The organism is Algoriphagus yeomjeoni (genome assembly GCF_003259505.1).
In the GTDB taxonomy this organism is placed as follows: Bacteria; Bacteroidota; Bacteroidia; order Cytophagales; family Cyclobacteriaceae; genus Algoriphagus; species Algoriphagus yeomjeoni.
Window position 1 is genome coordinate 1 of sequence record NZ_QLLK01000013.1, and the last position, 20167, is coordinate 20167.

General features: G+C 40.2%; 13 protein-coding genes. 7 read left to right on the forward strand and 6 right to left on the reverse strand.

All coding sequences use genetic code 11. The features are described 5' to 3' along the window. Window positions 1-170: 170 nt before the first annotated feature. The 6 genes from LV83_RS17910 to LV83_RS17930 are packed head-to-tail and all read right to left on the reverse strand — an operon-like array spanning window position 171 to window position 5392. On the reverse strand, window positions 171-539 hold the full coding sequence (locus tag LV83_RS17910; RefSeq protein WP_111612943.1) for a hypothetical protein: 369 nt from the start codon (window positions 537-539) through the stop codon (window positions 171-173). A 12-nt stretch (window positions 540-551) separates the two neighbouring features. After that, entirely contained in the window at window positions 552-701 is a 150-nt protein-coding gene (locus LV83_RS21485; RefSeq protein WP_170124584.1) for a DUF5989 family protein, read from the reverse strand. Between the two features lies 1 nt (window position 702). Continuing rightward, complete coding sequence (locus LV83_RS17915; protein ID WP_111612944.1) at window positions 703-1860, reverse strand: SGNH/GDSL hydrolase family protein; 1158 nt, start codon at window positions 1858-1860, stop codon at window positions 703-705. A 2-nt stretch (window positions 1861-1862) separates the two neighbouring features. After that, window positions 1863-3740, reverse strand: a complete 1878-nt coding sequence (locus LV83_RS17920; protein WP_245947091.1) for a carbamoyltransferase family protein — start codon at window positions 3738-3740, stop codon at window positions 1863-1865. A 23-nt stretch (window positions 3741-3763) separates the two neighbouring features. Then, a complete protein-coding gene (locus tag LV83_RS17925; protein ID WP_111612945.1) occupies window positions 3764-4438 on the reverse strand; it encodes a nucleotidyltransferase family protein in 675 nt (224 codons plus the stop codon). Between the two features lie 3 nt (window positions 4439-4441). Next, window positions 4442-5392, reverse strand: a complete 951-nt coding sequence (locus tag LV83_RS17930) for a polysaccharide biosynthesis protein (RefSeq protein ID WP_111612946.1) — start codon at window positions 5390-5392, stop codon at window positions 4442-4444. Between the two features lie 116 nt (window positions 5393-5508). Here LV83_RS17930 and LV83_RS17935 point away from each other — a divergent pair, with 116 nt between their 5' ends. The 7 genes from LV83_RS17935 (at window position 5509) to LV83_RS17970 (ending at window position 19923) form a co-directional block, all read left to right on the forward strand. Continuing rightward, window positions 5509-6366, forward strand: coding sequence for a class I SAM-dependent methyltransferase (locus tag LV83_RS17935; protein WP_111612947.1), 858 nt, complete (start codon window positions 5509-5511; stop codon window positions 6364-6366). A 122-nt stretch (window positions 6367-6488) separates the two neighbouring features. Next, window positions 6489-13628: a PKD domain-containing protein gene (locus LV83_RS21765; protein ID WP_111612948.1), complete on the forward strand. Its 7140-nt coding sequence runs from the start codon at window positions 6489-6491 to the stop codon at window positions 13626-13628. A gap of 99 nt (window positions 13629-13727) precedes the next feature. Further along, window positions 13728-14627 carry an MraY family glycosyltransferase gene (locus LV83_RS17945; protein ID WP_158530616.1) on the forward strand — a complete coding sequence of 300 codons (900 nt, stop codon included), beginning with the start codon at window positions 13728-13730 and terminating at the stop codon, window positions 14625-14627. An 852-nt stretch (window positions 14628-15479) separates the two neighbouring features. Continuing rightward, entirely contained in the window at window positions 15480-15950 is a 471-nt protein-coding gene (locus LV83_RS17955) for a nucleoid-structuring protein H-NS (RefSeq protein ID WP_111612951.1), read from the forward strand. Window positions 15951-16068: 118 nt separating this feature from the next. Next, window positions 16069-16647, forward strand: a complete 579-nt coding sequence (locus LV83_RS17960; protein ID WP_111613043.1) for a hypothetical protein — start codon at window positions 16069-16071, stop codon at window positions 16645-16647. Continuing rightward, window positions 16644-17486, forward strand: coding sequence for a hypothetical protein (locus LV83_RS17965; RefSeq protein WP_111612952.1), 843 nt, complete (start codon window positions 16644-16646; stop codon window positions 17484-17486). Before LV83_RS17960 ends, LV83_RS17965 begins: the two co-directional genes overlap by 4 nt. Before the next feature lie 31 nt (window positions 17487-17517). Then, window positions 17518-19923 (forward strand): leucine-rich repeat domain-containing protein, encoded by a 2406-nt coding sequence (locus LV83_RS17970; protein ID WP_245947092.1) that lies wholly within the window; start codon window positions 17518-17520, stop codon window positions 19921-19923. Window positions 19924-20167 lie beyond the last annotated feature (244 nt).

The following is a 20167-nucleotide window of genomic DNA, read 5'->3' on the forward strand; positions in this document are numbered from 1 at the left end:
TTAAAGCATAAACAAAGCACCCCATCTGGAGTGCCTTTTTTTTGATTTTAACTGTCAATAATAATTGATCTTGATGACCTCCGCGTTCCATTCCGCATATGGATAATCCTCGCGCCCTCTGCGTTCCCTCCGTGTCCTCTGCGGTTAAAAAAAATCTGCGGTTAAAAACCTTACCAAGGATTCTTTAAATCCTCGGCTTTGAATTGCTTATTCACTTCCTTATATGCTGTATGCGCCGGTCTTTTAATTAGCAAAGGATCTGACTTTGAGAAAAGATTCGCTAAAAAAGCAATAGGAGTAAGGAACAAATAGAATATAGCTCCAAGTAGTATGTTAGGTACTATCATGCTCAATAGCTTGGTCAACTGGAACCAAACCCATTCGATCTTTTTACTAATCCACTCAGATAGAATACTTAATATCCCTATCCCAAATGCTACGAAAAGTATCCATTTTAAAGAAAAGATAAAGTATACTAAAATCAACCCAGTACAAATCACCAAAACCGTTTTGCTGGGATCACTTTTTAATGCTTTCATTAAACTGTTGAATTAGAATAAGGTGTAGATAAATGGTGCTAATGCACTGCCCCCACCAAAAATGATTAATACGCCCAACAACAAAAGAATGAAAATCACCGGCGCTAGCCAGAACTTCTTTCGCTCTTTCATAAAGGCCCAAATGTCTTTTAAGAAATCCATATCAATTTGTAAAATATGTTTTTTGAATTGTACTTGTAATTAGGTCTGTACTAAACGCAATTCCTCCCTTATTGAAGTGGCAATCGTCATAGAAGTAAGCATTGGTTTTTGGTATCAAACTTTCCAAATCTAATAAGTTTACAGAATCTTTGTCCGCAAGATCTATAATAGACTGGTTCATTTCACTTAGTTTTCCCGCTAGCACTTCTTCGGGATATCTCTTGTCACCTATTCCGACCATCCAATGTGAATTGGAAAGGTTGTTTTCCTGCTGACTATCCCATGTAAATGTCTGGGTCAAAAGCAATAAGTCTATACCTTGACTTTTACAAATTCCCACAAAACTTTCAATGTTCCGCTTGTAAATGGAAATATCTACCTCAGGTAAAGAAGGTTCTAGTGGTAAGCTCTGCACTTCCTTGACCTTATCCTTGTAGTTCGTAGAAAGGAAGATAGCTTTCCTTGCACTTTCCTCTTCTGGATTCATTACATTGATTAGTCTGCGAACTAGCTGAAAATTGCTCAGGAAAAACTTCAAATCCACCTTCCAATTTCTGACGACTTCGGTAGATTTAACCGGATAGTGCAGGTAATCATATCCTGCAGCTAGTCTGTTCAAATCATTTATTCCAGGGAAGAGAACGATCAAATCTGGATTTAAATGCACCAGTCTATGGCCAAGCATAGCCAAGTGATCTGGACTGGCATCTCCGGATTTCCCGGCATTATATACTTTGATCGATTTAGTTGGGTTCTCTGCTTGAAGTTTCTCTTGAACCTGCCTTTCAAAACCAAGGTAATCGTCAATAAATAGATTTTCCGTGGTACTTCCACCCACTAAAAAGATCCTATACTCATTATCTGGCTTTGGAGAAATCAAAGAGTCTCCCCGAAATCCCATATTATTGGTGGTGAAAGTGGCTGAAGAATCCATCAAAGGTAAATCGGACTCAATTTCAAAAGTATAGGAGACCTTCTTAGGAAATTGTGACTCTATATACTGATTATTGAGGGGCGCAGCATTCTTATATTTCTCAAAAGGATCTGCTACCGGAGCTACGAACCAAAGGATAATTTCTACTAAGACCAACATTATCACCAGCATGGGTACCGTGATCGTAAAGAATGATTTAATATCTCTTTTACTTATCAATCCCATTACTAGTCCTTTTTAAAGGCTACCATCCACTTATCCTTATTCTCCCAATCAGGTTGCTCCTGCTTGAAAAACACATACTCATTGATTACCAATACATCCATTTCCGTACTCATAAAGCAGCGGTAAGCATCATGAGGAGTACAGACTATAGGTTCTCCTCTCACATTGAAACTGGTATTTACTACCAGCCCATAAGAGGTCTGACGCTGAAATTCCTTGATTAAATGATAATACCTGGGATTTGTGTTCTCATGAACTGTTTGGATTCTTGCAGAGAAATCCAAATGTGTCACTGATTGTATATCACTTCGTTCTTTATACAGTCTTTCCCAAAGGCCCAGCTCATTATAGTTGGCAGGAAGTTCTTTTCTTCTTGATTCTTTTACCGGTGCTACTAGCAACATGTAAGGAGAAGGCTCGTCCAAGTCAAAATAGGTAGACACTTCTTCTGCAAGTACAGAGGGAGCAAAAGGTCTAAAGCCTTCTCTATATTTGATTTTCAAATTTAACCTCTTCTGCATCTCAGGGTTTCTTGCATCGCCCAATATACTTCTATTACCCAATGCCCTAGGTCCAAATTCCATTCTACCCTGAAACCATCCCACTACTTTACCTTCAGAAAGCGCTTTGGCCACCACAGGATAGAGGTCAGTTAGGTCTTCGTACTTCGTGTAATTTCCTTTGACCTTGCGGCTCATCAGCTCAATTTCCTTACTGGAATAGGAGGGGCCTAAGTAAGATCCAGACATGGAGTCTGGCTGTTCTGCCTTAAGTCGTTCTTGTCCAAAAGAAATATAAGTAGCTGCCAGTGCAGCTCCTAATGCTCCACCTGCATCACCGGCTGCAGGCTGTATGTATATATTTTTAAAAATTCCGGATTTTTGAAGCTTTCCATTTGCCACACAGTTCAAAGCTACTCCACCTGCCATCACCAAGTTTTCTGAGTTGGTCAGCCTTCTTGCTTCCATAGCCATTTTAAGGACAATATCCTCAGTCACTCTTTGTATAGCTAATGCTAGATTGCAGTGGATTTGTGTTAGCTCTGCTTCTTCATCCCTGCGTTCAATTCCAAATAAGTCTTTCCACTTATTGTCATAAACCATCCTAAGACCAGTAGCATAATTGAAATAGCTTTGATCCAACCAAATAGATCCATCCGGATAAATTTCAATCAGGTTTTCCTTAATTAACTTTTCAAACCTGGAAGTTTCTTCAGAATCAGGGTTGCCATATGGAGCTAGACCCATAAGCTTGTATTCACCGGAATTAACAGTGAAACCCAAAAAATAGGTAAAAGCACTGTATAATAAACCTACAGAATGCGGAAAGTTCAGTTCCTTCAGAATTTCTATTGAAGCGCCTTTTCCATGTCCTATGATTGCCGTGCTCCATTCGCCTACACCATCGATGGTAAGTATGGCAGCATCGTCAAAAGGAGAAGGGTAGTAGGCACTCGCTGCATGAGAAAGGTGATGCTCAGGGAAAAGCATGGTCAAATCCTTACCATTATACTCTTCCACTTCTTTCAAGCCTTCACGAATTAGCTTTTTTAGAAACATCTTTTCATTCAACCATACCGGCATTGCCTTGGCAAACGATATAAATCCCTTGGGCGAAAACTTGTAATAAGTTTCTAAAAGTCTCTCAAACTTTAACAATGGCTTATCATAAAACACCACCGCATCTAATTCATCTATAGAAAACCCAGCCTCTTCCAAACAATACTTGATTGCATTTACTGGGAAGTCGGGAGTGTGTTTGTCTCTGGTAAAACGCTCCTCTTGAGCAGCAGCTATGATTATTCCGTTTTCTGTTACAGCGGCCGCTGAGTCATGATAAAATGCTGAAATGCCAAGTATTTTTATAGACTTATTTTGCATGAACTATTTCTAGGTGAGAGTATTCAGGATTGTTGACTATTCATTTGAGTCAATTGCTCAATTGTGTCCACGGTAAACCATTTGTCAGGAAAGATCGAAGAACAGAAGAGTTCTTCCTGTTGAATTAAATTACCCCAAACTTCTCCAAAATCCTCCACTGCTGACATCAGCTGGTTTATCTTATATGGGTTGATTATCTGTATACCAGAGCAGTAAGCTTCAGCTGGATCATTTCGGTCAAGCTTGATCACACGATTTTTTTCATGATGAATAAAATCTCCGACTAACCCTTCTATTGGCAAAACAGGAACTACCATGCATGCTGGAGCACCTAACCTTTTATAATCATCTAAAATAAGATCTATCGTTAGATCAGTTACATTATCGGAAGTCAGCACCAACACAGGTTCATTTAGGTTGGACATCAATGTATTGAAGATCCACCAAGAATTGCCCTTTCCTTCAGTGTTGAAAACCGAATGAACTCCGAGTTCTATTACGTGTTTTGCAAGTTCTGCCCCCTTATAACCCACCGTAATATGCAAATTGGCAATATAGGGAATCAGTTTTTTGATCCCATTGGCAATCAAGGTCGAACCCCACAAGGGAGCCATAGGCTTGGGAATTATATTGGTCAGCGGAGCCATGCGGGTCCCTCTTCCTGCTGCCATGATTAATGCGTGATTAATCTTATTCATCGCTTATTGCTCTTCAATAGGAGGGTTGTTGATAATAGATAAAATCTCCTCACGAGTCAACTTATCTGTATTTGCTGAAGAGAGACCAAAGGATACCGGCTTTTCCACTTTGTCATTAAATGAAATCAGATAATGCTTTATGCCATCAAAATTTAATTCTTCAGTATACGGCAATTCCAAATCACCTATAAGGAACTCATCATCTCTTTCCCCTGGTCGTCCTTCTATTTTCTCCCACTTACCGCCTTTTTCCTCTATCCAAGTCTGAAGTATATCCTGCATTTGAGCAGCCTTCATATGTCTTGAAAGAACTTTTCCCTTCGCTATATCTATATTGTTCATGGCAGTTACTACCAAATTCACAGCTTCATCTACTGAAAAGAAAAATCTCCTCATCTCAGGCCCAGTAGTACCAATTACTCCTGTTTCTTCCAACATTTTTTTCCATATCGTAAGAACTGAACCTGTTGACCAAGCTACATTTCCGTACCTTACAGCAGTAAATTTGGTGGAAGATTTGCCATCCATCGCACAAAAAATTCTCTCCATCACACTTTTTGACATCCCGTAAATATTTCTCACTGGAGGAGCAGCCTTATCTGTTGAGATTCCCACAACAACCGGTATTTCCCTTTCTACAGCGACTCTAGCCACATTTTGTGAACCAAGAATGTTGACATCTACACACTCCATAGGATATTTCTCAGCTAAATCTACAAACTTAGTAGCCGCTGCATGAATTACCACATCTGGTTTGAATTCCACAAATACATCTCGTACCGATTCTATGTTGCTGATATCAAGCGGAGCCACCTGACATCCAGTGTATTTTGAAGCAAAAAGATTTTGTTTGTTATTTCTACCTGTTAGAATAATCCGATACTCGTTTTTTAGCTTTAGAGCAAGGTTTCTACCCAAAAAACCGGTTCCACCGGTAATCAAAATTGTCTTCATCCTGAGATTTAAATTGAATTTTACGATTGCAAATCTAACTAATCGTTACTTGTTTCCTTTTTTTTTCTCATAAATAATACCAAATATTGAAAGTAAACTATCATATTTTCCAATTAATGAAAAGACAGCTTAAGCGTTTAGTTTCTACTGTGCTGATGAAATTCACCAGTTCCAAATGGGTCTGGAGTTTCTATAAGCCTCTTGCTGAGGTGAATGCAGATATTTATATATCTAAGAAAAATGAGGAAAATGCTCAGGCCCAACGACTTTTTTTTGAAAAGTATAAGCACCTAATTTCCGATGAAGTCAAAAACGGTCCATTTCAAGGATTGAAATACCCTTTCTTCAGTTCCTTGCACTCTACTTTGCTTCCAAAATTACTGGGGTGCTATGAATTTGAACTGAATGAGAGCCTCAAAAAGGTTTTTCAAAAGACCTATAGCTCTATCCTGGACATAGGCTGCGCAGAAGGCTATTATGCAGTGGGGCTTGCCAGAAAATTTCCTGACTCCATTATCTATGCGGCTGATATTAATCCTGAAGCCAGAGAGAAAACTAAAGTCATGGCTAATGCCAACGGAATAGCGGATACTGATAAGTTTCGGGTTATTGCGGAAGTGACGCCAGATTTTCTTTTAGGTCTGGACCCCTCACAAAGACATTTGATATTCTCGGACTGTGAAGGATATGAATCGGTTCTATTCTCTGATGCAGTGATTAACCACTTGAGTAAATCGGATTTTATTGTTGAATTACATGATTTTACATCTCCTGGTGTCTCAGATTTGTTAAGAAGCCGTTTCCAAAACACGCATTCTATTGATCTGATAAAAAGCATAGATGATATATTTCGGTATAGAAAAATTAATATTCCTGAAATCCAGAAAATCCCCCTTTCAGATCAAATATCTATCCTTGCTGAGAAAAGACCCACTCAAATGGAATGGATCTTTTGTGAGCCAAAAAAAAATTGATTGAAGATATTTTGAGGTTTCCTGCCAAACTGGTTCTATTTTTGACTTAATTTAATTTAAGGGCAGTAAATAGATTACCCTTCTCTAGTGCCGGTATTTAACTAATACCACAAGAATTAATTATGAGCAAAAATTCCTACTCAAAACTTTCGATTTTTTTGCTAATAATGCTCTCCAGCTTGGGGGCCATTTTTGCTATCTCACCATTTAGAAGTAATACTGATCGCTTAAACCAACTTTCTGAAAGGATCGAAGCTTTGTCTCTAGCTACTTTAGATACAATTCCCGACAATGGTAACGCGCGTACCTTGGCAGATATTGAGATTCCTATTCGGACCGGCTTTCCATTTTGTGAGACTTTTATCGGTACCGATCTTCGAGAGAATATTGAATTTGGAGGCAATGCTGCTGCAGATGTTAAACTCACAGGCAACTCACTACAGCTTACAGGAATTTCAAATGATGAAAGTGGTTACATGTTTGTCGATATCCCTTTCTCCTCATTATTTGGTCTAAAGGTCTCCTTTGAATTCTCCAATTACGGGGGATCAGGTGCTGATGGCGTAAGTTTTTTCATGTTCGATGGCTCCATTCCAGTTGCCGATTTTTCTATTGGCGGTACCGGGGGAGCCCTAGGATATACCTCCGTAAGAGCCACTGCTAATGAAGCTATCTTGATTAGCCCAGGTCTAAAAGGAGCATATTTGGGAATTGGGTTTGATGAATTAGGTAATTTTGGTAATTCTCGAACTGGTAAATTTGGAGGTTTTGAAGATCCCAATAACCTGGACGCCCTTAGCAACACCCCCTTGTTCCCACATTCAGTGGTGGTTAGAGGTCCTGTAGATGGCCCTCCTCCCGCAGCACCTGCCACTCCCTTTCGCGATTGGGATAGAGTTAACTCCAACAAGTTTATAGCAGGTACTGTTGGTGCTCCTAGGTTCGAATCATACAAGTTTATTGATGGTCGGATCTTCGATCCTGCCAGTACTGGAATTGCCGGAACCTTCCCCCCGGTCTCTGTAGCTCCTTATCTACACACTGAAAAATTTGAAATAGATACCGATGCTTTTTCAGGATCCTGTCCAGATGAAGGGTATAGAAAAGTATTCTTGGATCTAACACCTAAAGATATCAATGACCCTACTCAGGGCTATACCATAGAAATCTTAATGCTGATCAATGTGGGCGGGGTTGTTAAGTTGGTCAATGTATTCGACGGGCCTATCGATTACCCCTTCGCAGCACCAGAATCATTGAAAGTAGGATTCGCCGCTTCCACTGGACTCCAGACAAATTACCATGAAATCAGAAATGTAACTGTGCAGGTTTCCAATGAAGATAAATTGGAAAAACCTTTGGTTGATTCCTTGGACGAAGAGGTTTGTGAAGGAGAAACAAATACCTTTGAACTAGACGTGGAATTAAGAAATGACGCGGCCAATGCCTTCATTAGATGTCTCCAACTATATTACACAGTACCAGAGGCAGAAGCAGTAGTGGCAGCCGATGCAATCAGTATTCCATTTCCAACTCCTCCTGTAGCAGCTCCATCTACTTATTGCCCAACGGGTAATTGTGTGGACCTTCTTTGTCGCCCTGAAAGAACTTCCAGACCAGCTTATGATAATGTAACTGGAGAGCTTGCAGGGCAATTCGAAGTTTTACTTGTTCAGGAGGCTGGGCTAGAGGTTCCTAAAGTGAGGTTCACTCCTCAACCTGGGTACTCTGGAGTAACTACCATCTATTACACAGCTACAGACAACTTTGGACAGGTCTCCGATCCTAAGCCAATTACAATCACAATCAATCCTCAACCGGATCCTATCATCACTACCCTTGATCCATTGGTCTGGGAGCAGCAAGAGGCTGCCGACATCAAAGTGCTATTTAATATAGAGCCTGTAGTACCAGGTGATACATACAAGTGGTTCAGGGACGGAATTCAAATTCCAGGACAAAGTGGTACAAGCTATACAGCTACTACTGCTGGTGATTATACTGTTGAAGTTACCTCGGCCTTTGGTTGTATTGGATCTTCAGCACAAGCAGTTGAACTCCTAATAGTGCCTGATTTAAATCCCGATTTCAATAATACACCTATTCGAGAAACCTGTCAGGAATTAGGGAAAATAGCGGTTTCTATTGACGGGGCAGCCGTGACAGGAGTAGACTCTAATGGCAATCCCGGAAATGAAAAATGGAGAATTATCGATGCTGCTGGGACAGTAATTGTAGATTGGACTTTTTTGGCAACCGGCCAAACGTCAATTGATTACGCTGGTCTTCCTGCGGGTGATTACATTTTCCAAATAGGAGATGAGTTTAGAGAAGGACAAGCAGGTAGTGACGGTCAGCCACTCTTTCGTCATGTAATTCCTTTCACAATTTTACCTATCGAATTTCCACTTCAGATTGCTTCAGTTACAGTCTCTGATGAACTTTGCTTCGGAGAGGGTGGAAGCATTACAGTGGAAGGTACCGGTGGGGACGGACCATCAACTTATACTTTTACCCTTACCAACAATGGTACAGGGGTAGTCTATAATCCAACTTCCGTGGCAGGAGCACAGGCAGAATTTGATGGACTTCCCCAAGGAAGTTATACTGTAGACTTAAGTAGTGGTACGCGTTGCCAAGTATCAGATTCAGGAACTGTCGCTGGTCCTTCAGCGCCTCTTACTATTAGCTTGATAGATTCGGATGGTACCTCCTGTGGAGTTACTACTAGCGCTTATGCTACCTGGGAAGTTGTTGGAGGCACCCCGGACTACTCTTTGGTGAGTCTGACACACAATGGTTCCCCTGTTTCTAGCCCGACCTTAAATCAAAGTGCAGGAGTATTTGCATTTACCAACCTGACTGTAGGGGAATATATCCTAACTGTTAAAGATGCAAATGGCTGTGAAATTATGTCCCAGCCCCTACAACTAAATGATATTCCAGCTCCAGTTTTCGAAGTTGATGACGCAGTGGCCTGTGAAGGTCAAGTAGTTAACTTATTACCAACCATTGTAGATATAAGTAATTCCACTCCGGTTTTTACTTGGAAAACTCCAACCGGAACAGTAATTACCAATGGTGCTACCATAGCAGGGGTTACCTATACTTTAGCAGATCATGACGCTAATTCAACTACACCGGATCAATTAAGTATTTCTGGTTTATCCGCAGGAGTCTTTCCTTATATCTTATCCATCTCTGGAGACAATACCTGTAGTTTCCCAGATTTGATAGCTACAGTCACAGTTTCTGAATATCCGCCCGTTCAGGAAGTTTTGACGAAAGATTTGGATTGTTTTGAAGATAATTCCGGAGAATTGGAAATTGTCATGGATGCTAGTGTTGACCCAGGTTCTTTTTCATATGAGGTAGTTGGAGTTACGCCGGTTCAGGATAATCCTTTATTCAACAACTTACCCGCTGGCAACTATCAAATAAGAGTAATTAATAAGGTTACTTCTTGCGAAACGCTCGTTGATAATGTGGAAATTACCCAGCCTGACCTATTGGAAATCCTGGACTTGGATTTTACTAACCCAAGCTGTTCATATCCAAACGGTACCATTTCCTTCACTATATCTGGAGGTACTCCAGCTTATAACGTTCAAGTGAATGGAAATCCACTATCAGATTATACGAATACAGTAACCGGCAATACGTATCTGATTGAAGAGTTAATGCCAGGTGACTATAGCATTGCAGTGAATGATGCCTTGCTTTGCCAAACTACATCGCCTACCCTGACTTTGATTAATGATGATCTGGATCCCTTGTCTACGGTGGCTATTGCAGAAGAAATCTGCTTCGGTACAGATGCTACCTTGATTCCTCAAATTACCACCCCTGGAGACTATACGGTTACTTGGTTCAAGGATGCAGAAGCTACTATCCCCGTTGCAAGTAGCGCAACTCCTGATACTGATGGTTTAACCTATCAAATAAATACTACAGATTTCAGCCTGACTATCTCCGGATTGCAAGAAGGAGATTTTGCATATTACTATCGAGTAGAAGGGGATCAGTTATGCCCTGATTACATTTTCAAAGCAGACATCATTGTTTTTCCAGAATTGGAAGCTACTCTTTCCCTCACAAATGAAACATGTTTTGAAGTTTCAGATGGAACAATATCTGTTGATGCAAGCGGTGCAAATGAAATCTTTGAGTATAGCCTCGATGGAGGTCCCTTTGTGAGCTCAAATCTATTCGAGAACTTAAGCCCTGGTGATTATTCAATTGAAATAAGAAGTTCAAACGGCTGCTCTATAATTGAAAATGCCACTATTGAAGGACCGGCAGCTCCGATTACTATAAATACTCCGGATATCCTAAGAGCTAATTGTGGCTTGCCAAATGGTATTATTCAGAATCTTGTAATATCTGGTGGTTGGGGAACATATCAGGTAGAGTGGAGAAGAGGATCTGCTACAGGTACAGTAGTGCCTGGTGATATGACAGGAGCAGTTGATTTAAATCCTGATACTTATTACCTGATCGTAACAGATTTAAATGGCTGTACTGAGATTTTTGATTTCGTAGTAGAAGAATCCTCTGACCCAGTTTATCAGCTAATCCAGCCTCAAGAAATTTGTGAGGGCGATGAGGTAACTATCTCACCGGTCCATTTAGCTCCTGATCCATCTCTTCCTCCTGCAGCAGCTACCGAAGTAAGATGGTATAAAAATGCAGGGCAAGTCGATCAGCTGTTCTCCGGTACTGATTCCCAAAATCAAGAGGTAAGTTATATTATTGACGACTCTGATTGGCTAAATCCTTCCATTACGATTTCTGGCCTAGAGGCAGGTACTTATACCTACTATTTCTACGTAGTCTGTACTGGTGTTGAATTACCGGTCGAAGTCATCGTCTATCCTACACCTGAAGTCACATTTGATGTTCTATCCATTAGTTGCTTTGATGCAGAAGATGGTAGGATTACAGTCTCTTCAGGTGCAGATTCAAACTTTATCTACTCTATTAATGGAGGCTCTTTTGTAGACCAGGCCACCTTGGAAGCCACCTTATTTGCAGCAGGAACATATTCAATTTCTGTGGAGCAAAATGGTGTAGGTTGTCCTTCAGAACTCTACTCTATTGAGGTATTGAGTCCAAATGCAGGCTTAGCCTTCGAAAATATTGTTGCTATCGATCCAAGTTGTGGCTCACCTACGGGTATAGTGTCTGGAGAAGTTGTTGGAGGATGGGCCCCTTATACGATTACTATTTCTGAAGGTAGTACAGTGATGGGCACCCAAACATCAGCAGATGGCCAGTTTAAATTCGAAAATCTTTTGGAGGGTAACTTTGATATTGAAGTTACTGATGATAGAGGTTGCATCATTTCCTCTCAAATAATTACACTCACCTTTGGACCTACTCGGGTAGATGTTGAGGATGTGACTATTTGTGAGGGTGAAATTGCTGTCTTAACTCCTTCAATGACACCTTTCAATGCAGCAGGTGAATTTAAATGGTATTTAGATAGCTCTAAATCTCAAGAAATTGTTTCCACTACCAGCCCAGCTGCTGATGGTAAAACCTATCAGATTTCTACTCAGGGCGAATTAACGATTGAAGGATTAACGCCGGCTGAATCACCACTCACATACTATGTGGAAGTGGTAGGTGCTGGGATTTGTGAGGGGGACCTTGCAACTCCAATAGTATCCATGTTTACTAAGCCTCAGATCAGTACTGATGTTACTAATGAAGCCTGTTTTGGAGAAAAAGGATTGATTACTATCGCAGCTACCTTGGGCGATGGTACCTACTCTTATAGTATAGATGGTGTCACTTACCAGTCTAACAATACGTTCGAAGTTGTCCCTGGAATCTATTCGGTCTATGTAGAAAGCGCTGGCTGTATTTCTCAACTGGATGGTGTAGAAGTTCTGGGGCCAAGTTCTCCTTTAACAATTGATAACACGACACTGGAGGATCCTACCTGTAATACTGCATCAGGGACTATTTCTCTAGACTTCTCTGGTGGATATACCAGTGGATATACGGTGACTTTGAAAAATCAAACGCAAGTTATTGCCACTCAAAACTCTTCCTCACCAGTGGTATTCGTCGATTTACCTGAAGGTACCTATACAATAGAAGTTTCTGACGGATCCTGTATTGTGTCTAGTGGTGCAATTGATTTAGTCTCTCAGGACACACCAATTATTGCCAATGATAAGGTGATTTGCGAAGGTGAAGTTGCTACTCTCGTACCTTCTACCACCCAAGTCGCTGGAACACCTCAGTTCTTGTGGTATTCAGATCCCCTTGGTAACCAACCAATTTCTGATGGTTCAACTATTGACGGTGCAAGCTTTCAAGTTAGTCCTACAGGTGAAATTAATATCTCAGGGTTAAAGGCTATTGAAAGTCCGTACACTTACTATGTGACTGTTCAAGGACAAGGAATTTGCCCTCCTGATTTGTTGCCTGTAAATGTCACTGTAAATGCAATTGCCAATCTACGTGTTTCAAACCCATCTATAATTTGCGATCCAAACGAAACTGTAGACTTGCGTAATTTTATTGAAGGATTTAATAGTTCTAATTACGATTACAGAATTGAAAATCCTTCCGGACAGGTGCTGAGACTTGAAGATATAGATGCTGTAAATCAAACAGGTGATTATATAGTGCAAACTAGCTTTAAAGGCACCGGATGCTGGTCCCCTAGACAACGTATAAGAGTGATTATTTCTGATGAATTATTGGTTCCTGATTTCTCATATGATGCAGACTTAGGTGGTGGTATCATAGTGCCAAATTCAGAAATCCAAATTTTGGAAGATGTGAATTTTTATGATAATTCCACAGGTAAAGTTGTTATTTGGAATTGGGATTTCGGCGATGGCTCAAAAAGTACAGACCAAAACCCAACGCATCAATACCTGTCAAAAGGAACATATACAATTACCTTGACTACAATTGATCAATTTGGTTGCATTGCAGAAGTTCAAAAAATAGTAACGGCATTCGATGATTACCTCGTTATGATTCCCAATGCATTTACTCCTACAGGAGCTAAAAACCAATTCTTCAAGCCAGTCTTTAGAGGAATTGTATCAATGGAATTCTACATTTTTAATACTTGGGGTGAGCTCATTTATGAAACTGACCAACTTGAAAGTATTGGTTGGGATGGAACAGTGAACGGCAAAGCCACTCCAAATGGTAACTACGTTTATAAAGGTATATTTAAAACCAAATCAGGTGAGGAAGTTCAAAAAACTGGAACTTTTACTTTAATCAGGTAATTAAAGGCAAGCATCTTGAAGTAAGTATTTATGTTTCTCAATTATTTTATTGTCTTTTTGATCTTGCTTCTTTTGGCGCTTACCTACCATAGGTTGGCCTTGAAGTTTAAAATTGTAGACAAGCCCAATCATCGTAGTTCACATGTGCATACTACCGTAAGAGGCGGGGGGATATTATTTCCATTTGCTGTGATTTTTTGGTGGATGGCTTTTGATTTCCAACATACCTGGATGATATTAGGTATTGTGTGGGTTGCTACCATTAGTTTGCTTGACGACATCTACACTATTTCTAGCAGAATTCGCTTTGCGGTGCAATTTTTAGCACTGAGCATGGCGTTTTATGACTTGGGTGTCTTCGCTCAAATCAACTGGATTGCCTTACCCATTCTGTATTTTATTTCCTTAGCCGTCATCAATGGCATCAATTTCATGGATGGAATTAATGGAATCACTGGACTATATGGCTTGGTCTTTCTAGGAAGTGTACTGGCTGTCGATACCTATTTAGGAGTCTTTGATCAGAATTTGATTCGTTACGAGATTCTCGCGATATGCGTGTTTTTGATTTTTAATCTTCGAAAGAAAGCATTGATGTTTGCTGGTGATATAGGGAGTATTTCCCTTGCCTATGTTATGATTTACCTCTTGATTCAATGGTACCTATACTCAGGATCATGGACTGTAATCCTTTTCCTTCTTATTTACGGGTTGGATTCAGCAATTACCATTTTTGATAGAATCCGAAAAGGGGAGAAGATTTCCGAACCACATAGATCTCACTTATATCAGATGCTTGCTAATCAGGCAGGGATATCACATGTCAATATCGCATTGATTTACGCGCTGCTACAACTTGGAATTAACTTTGGATTTTTCATCTACCCTAGGACAACCCCTGGGCCTTTCGAAGGCTTGGGAATCATAGTCATCACAGGTGTAGTCTACATAGCTATTAAGGCATTTCTGCTGAAAAAATATTCAAAAGTCCTTGGTTAAGTCATTAGATTTCAGACTTTAGCCTCAACTCTCACTAACCGACACCCGACACCCGCCAACCGACAACCGAGAACCGCCAACCGACACCCGACAACCGACACCCGCCAACCGCCAACCGACACCCGCCAACCGACACCCGCCAACCGACAACCGAGAACCGACAACCGAGAACCGACAACCCACAACCGAGAACCGCCAACCGACAACCACAAATAAAAAGACCCAGAGATGCTCTGGGTCTTTTTGTTCGGCTACTGCCTAATTAAAACTTAACGCTAATCCAAATGTCATAGGTATCAAGCGATAAAAAAATACCCAATGTTGGGTATTTTTGCACTGATTTAATAGCATTTTCCCTGATTTAGGCCTGCTACTGCCAAAATATATATATTTTAAGAAATCATTGAATCATTTATCGATTTACTCCCACCCGAAGTCTGGAGGATTTTAAAGAGTATATTCTAGCCACTCTACTGACTCATATACTGCTCAAAGAACCCCTAAAAATCTATGTATATCCCCTTTGCTGCAAGTAAAGATCAAAGCGCAAAGAATAAGGTAAACTCTAGATTTTAGGCAATTTTGGATATTGGTCTACAGATAGCTCAGGAGGTTTTTTAGCCAGTAAAACAAAGAAAATAAGCTTACCGATGGCATTACGGATAATCACTTAGAAATATTATCAAAAAGCATCTTGAATTGGAATAACATTTGCGTAACCCAATATGTATAAAAATCGAAATAAAATCCTACGAATTTATTTACTTTGCACCCAAATCAAAAAGTAGGAGATTCATTCTTTTTCTTTAACAATTAAATAAAAAACCTCATCATCTTAATCAAATCCCCAAAATGAAACAAAATTTGTTCTCTATTTCGGTCAACCGCTCACTTATGATTGCCTTAGTCGCTATGCTGGCTTTGGGGGCATGTAAGAGTAAAAAGAAAGCTGCACAACCTGCTCCACCTGCACCTGTCGAACAAGTGGAACAGCCAGTATCTCCTCCACCAGCTCCAGTGGCTTCTGCAGAAGAAGTAGCAGCTGAGAAGTTGGAAAATTATTTCAATAGCGTAGCCGCAGCAGGTAATGCATCTATGGCAAACCAGACTATCCAAGAGACGCTAGGTATGTTTTCAAATCAGGAAACTCCAGTTTTGATCGTGATTCACGAAGAAAATGGAATCAAAGATTACGATGAGCCTACTACTATCAAGAAGTATTTAGAATACCTGAAAGACACCAAGAAGAATCTTAACTACATCAGCGATATCCGTATGGATGCCAATGGTAAGGTCTCTGAATTGGAGCTTAGAAGAAAATAATAGCCCATCTGAAAAAAATAATTTACATATGAAATCGAGCATGACTAAAGAGTTATACCAAAATATACTTATCCGAGATGCGAGATTCCATGTGACCAAAAAAATCAATTATAAACACATGAAAAATATAATGATCCTTTTCCTGGGCTTATTCCTTGCTTCCTCAGTAAGTGCTCTAGCTCAGTCCGAAACAATTAGCCCTGCAAGAAAGCAAGCAATTGACTCTTTAGCGCTTGAAAAAGTAAAAGATTTAAGTAAGTACATCAGCATCATCGGAAGCAAAGAGACACAGTTCTCTGAAGCAAACCGAGTGATGGATCGTGCTGAAGAACTTTTCTCTCCTGGTGCAGAGATGGGCGTTTCCAGCATCAACACAAGCGAAATCGCATACTACAAAGTAAGACGTTACTTTGAGCGTTTGATGGCTTTGAACTACGATAGAGTAAATATCACCTGGTACGATATCCAATACATTTCAGACCTTGAAAGACAGCCTGACGGTAGATACGTAGGTGTTGTCACTGTTTTCCAACGTTTTGAAGGTACCTCTATTGAGACAGGTATGAACTACAAAGACACTACAAAGAAAGATATCACGATCTACGTTGAGAAAAAGCAAACCCAAATCGCTGGTAGAACCATCGAATTCTGGGACGTCATGCTAGGTGACGTGAGAGTGACAGAAACTTCCGCATGAGAATAGTAACCTTTATTTTTGCGATTTTAATCGCAAGCATCTCAATTGTCTCGGGGCAGGGCATAGGCAGCCCCGGGACAATTAAAGATGATGGCAAATTTGCTGCCTCCACCAAACAACTAAACCAATTCTTCAGAAGATTTAATGCAGAGGAATCCCCCACTGATGGCAATGTGCGCTATTATCCTGGTGATACCGCATACCACAGCAGATCCCTGAGAAAGGGCTTTCTTCAGATACTTTTTGATAATCAAACTACCTCAGTTAATACAGACTTAAAAACAGAGTTTATTAACGCTGTACTTTCACCCTCTTACCCGCAATACATAAACTTCCACAGAGAAGGATGGCTTGCTGAAGTACAGGCTGAATTTATTTATAAAGGAAAAAGAGAAACAGCCACCCTGATATTAAAACTCCAGCCGGAAGGTTTGGGGTACGAATGGGTCATAGATGAGGTCTCATTTCCCCCATTTAAAAACATTTTCAATAAGCCTGTAGGAGATAATAAAGATTTCCTGCACCCACTCAGTCATGAGCTGGGATTTATGAATCTTAGAAGAGCATTTCAAGATTCAAATTCCCCTGAAGCTTACACTGAGACCAATTTTAAACCAGATTACCTGACCTTGTTTCTCTACGAAATGAAACAAAATAACATCCGTTACCAGACCGTGACAGATGTTAAATTTCACTTCTTTCAAATAGAAGGCTGGTATTTTGAAGTAAACCAATTCAACCGCCCTGGTTTTAATACAGGTTGGCTGATTTCCAACCTTGTCAAACTTAACCCTGGAGACAAGGAGACTATACAGAAATACATTTATGATCAGAACTAAGTTTATATATCTAAGTTTAATCCTTTTATGTGTGAGCTTCTCAGGATTCGCACAGACGATCAAAGGCTATACTCAGGATGAAATAGATGATTACTCTTCCAAAGTGGAAGATCAAATTAGGTTCTTGGAATACCTGCTTAATACTATTGGGTCTTCAGAGACCCAACCTAGAGATAAGGATGTGGTCATTCGCGAAAGCTACCTGAAGATTTTCCGGGATGGAGAAGTGCAGGTGGAAGACGATTTGTTGCTGGATAGAAAGGTTGTGACAAACAAGAATGTAACTGCCTATTTAAAAGACATTGAGTTTTTTTACAAGAATGTCAACTTCAAGTTTAAGATTAGGGATGTAAAAGCACACCAGAAAGATAATGGAGAGGTGTATTTTTTGGCATCTTTAGATAGAACTATTACTGCTACCGGTATCAACAACGAAAAAGTTTCGAATACCAAGCCTCGATTTGTTGAAGTGAATTTGGATAGCAAGACGCAGGAGTTAAAAATCGCCTCCGTTTACACCACCAAGGTAAGTAGAGACGAAGAACTTGCAGAATGGTGGTCGGTCTTAAATCCCCACTGGCAAGCTTATTTCAGAGATCGCTTTGCTTTAAGTCAATATGATTCCATCAATGTGGATTGGCTATATAAATTCGTAGAAGTGGACTCCTTGGATATTTCTGGGACAGATTCTTTACTCGACCTCAGTCCTATGGAAGCCATGCGTAACCTGAAGTACGTCAACCTCAGCAATACGCAGATCACCGAGCTTGGACCTATTTCCAATGTGACCTTCCTAGAATACCTCGATGTTTCTAACACACCTACTTCGGATATACAATTTATCAAGTATTCTGATCGACTAAAGCATCTGGATATCTCCAAAACTCAGATTACAGACATTAGTGAACTGGTAAATCTTAAGGCCATACGTTCTCTCAGAGTGGAAGAAACTCCAATTTTGAGCTTTGCGGTTCTAAATGAATTTGATAGCCTGCAAAACCTATATATTGCCCGAAGCGGTTTTAATAACGCTGAGAATATCAAAGACCTTTCAAAATTGGAAGAACTGGACTTATCAGGCAATTACCTAATCAACTTCAGCCAGTTATCTGAGTTGGCTTCGCTTAGGAATTTGAACTTATCAAATACCAATATCCAAGACCTCACACCTTTGGTAGGGCTTAAAAATATTGAAGTATTGGATATCACCGGAACAGAAGTTTCTGATATATCCGCATTGAATGCTAAACCAGAACTGAGTAAAGTTTTGGCAGATGATACAAAACTTTCTGTGATTGCTGCGGATAATTTCATACGAAATAACCCTAAGGTATTATTAATCCACCATGTAAAAGATCTGGAAAGCTGGTGGGCAGGACTTTCTGATGCTTGGAAAGCTAGTATGAAAAAAGCTAATCCTAAAATTACCTCCGATAACCCAAGTGTAGAAATACTCACAAGCACTATTGGTTTGGAAGAACTAGATTTAAGCGGAGCCGGCATTCAAACACTTAACCCAATCACTCGATTTGCCAAACTCACCAAAGTGGATTTTTCTGATAATCCGGTTACCGAGATGATTTCACTGAGCGAAGTCAAAACATTGAAAGAAATCATAGGCAGAAACTCTCAGGTGAAAGATATTTCTCCACTGAAATCAAATGAAGAATTAGTAAAGATTGATCTTGACGGAAGTCCGGTTACCACCATAATGGATGTAGTGAATCTTCCTAATTTGACCTACTTGAATGTGAATGGATCTGAAATCTTTCCTGAAGAAGTTCCGGAAATCCTGATTCAAAAACCAAGCTTGACTATTATTTACCGGATAGAAGAGTTGAGTACCTGGTGGAATGAGTTGGATGAGGTTTGGAAAGAAATCTTTAGAAAGCAGTTCTCCATGCCAGAAGAGCCATCTACGGAGCAGCTGCATGCCTTGACAGAAAAGTCCGCTTTGACTTTCGAGCGTGTATCAGTTGACGATATTCATGCACTGATAGTATTTGTCAATTTGAGATCCTTGGTGATTTTTGATGCACCTCTGGGTTATATCGCTCCGATTGTAGAGTTAAAACTTCTAGAGAAATTAAAGATATCACAGGTTCCTGTCATTGATTTCTCCCCATTGCGAAGCCTTTCCAACCTGAAAGAACTCGATATCAGCAATTCCGGAATCGAGGATCTATCGCCCATAGAAGGATTGATGAATTTGAAAACTTTGAATATTTCCGGTACCAACCTGAGAACTTTAAAAGGACTGGAAGGATTGATCAACTTGGAGGAACTTGACGTGGCTAGCACAAACCTTCGCTCCCTAAGGCCTATTGAAGGTCTTCCAAACCTGAAGAAACTATCCTGTTTCAATACCCGATTGAACAGCAGAGCTGTCGATAGATTCAAAGAATCAAACCCCGATTGCGAGGTCAGGTATTATTAAGGAGTAGTAATTAGTATTAAGTATCAGGTACTAAGTATCAATTCCGCCACCGTTCCTGTTTCAAGCACCGTTCATTTATCGAATAGTAAATCTTCCGCCACCGTTCGTGTTTCACGAACGGTTAATATATCGGATACTAAACCTTGATTCTAACCTCATAAGTCTTGATTCTAGCGTCTTGATTCTAGCGTCTTAAGTCTTAATCCTCTCCGCCACCGTTCCTGTCTCACGAACGGTTAATGTA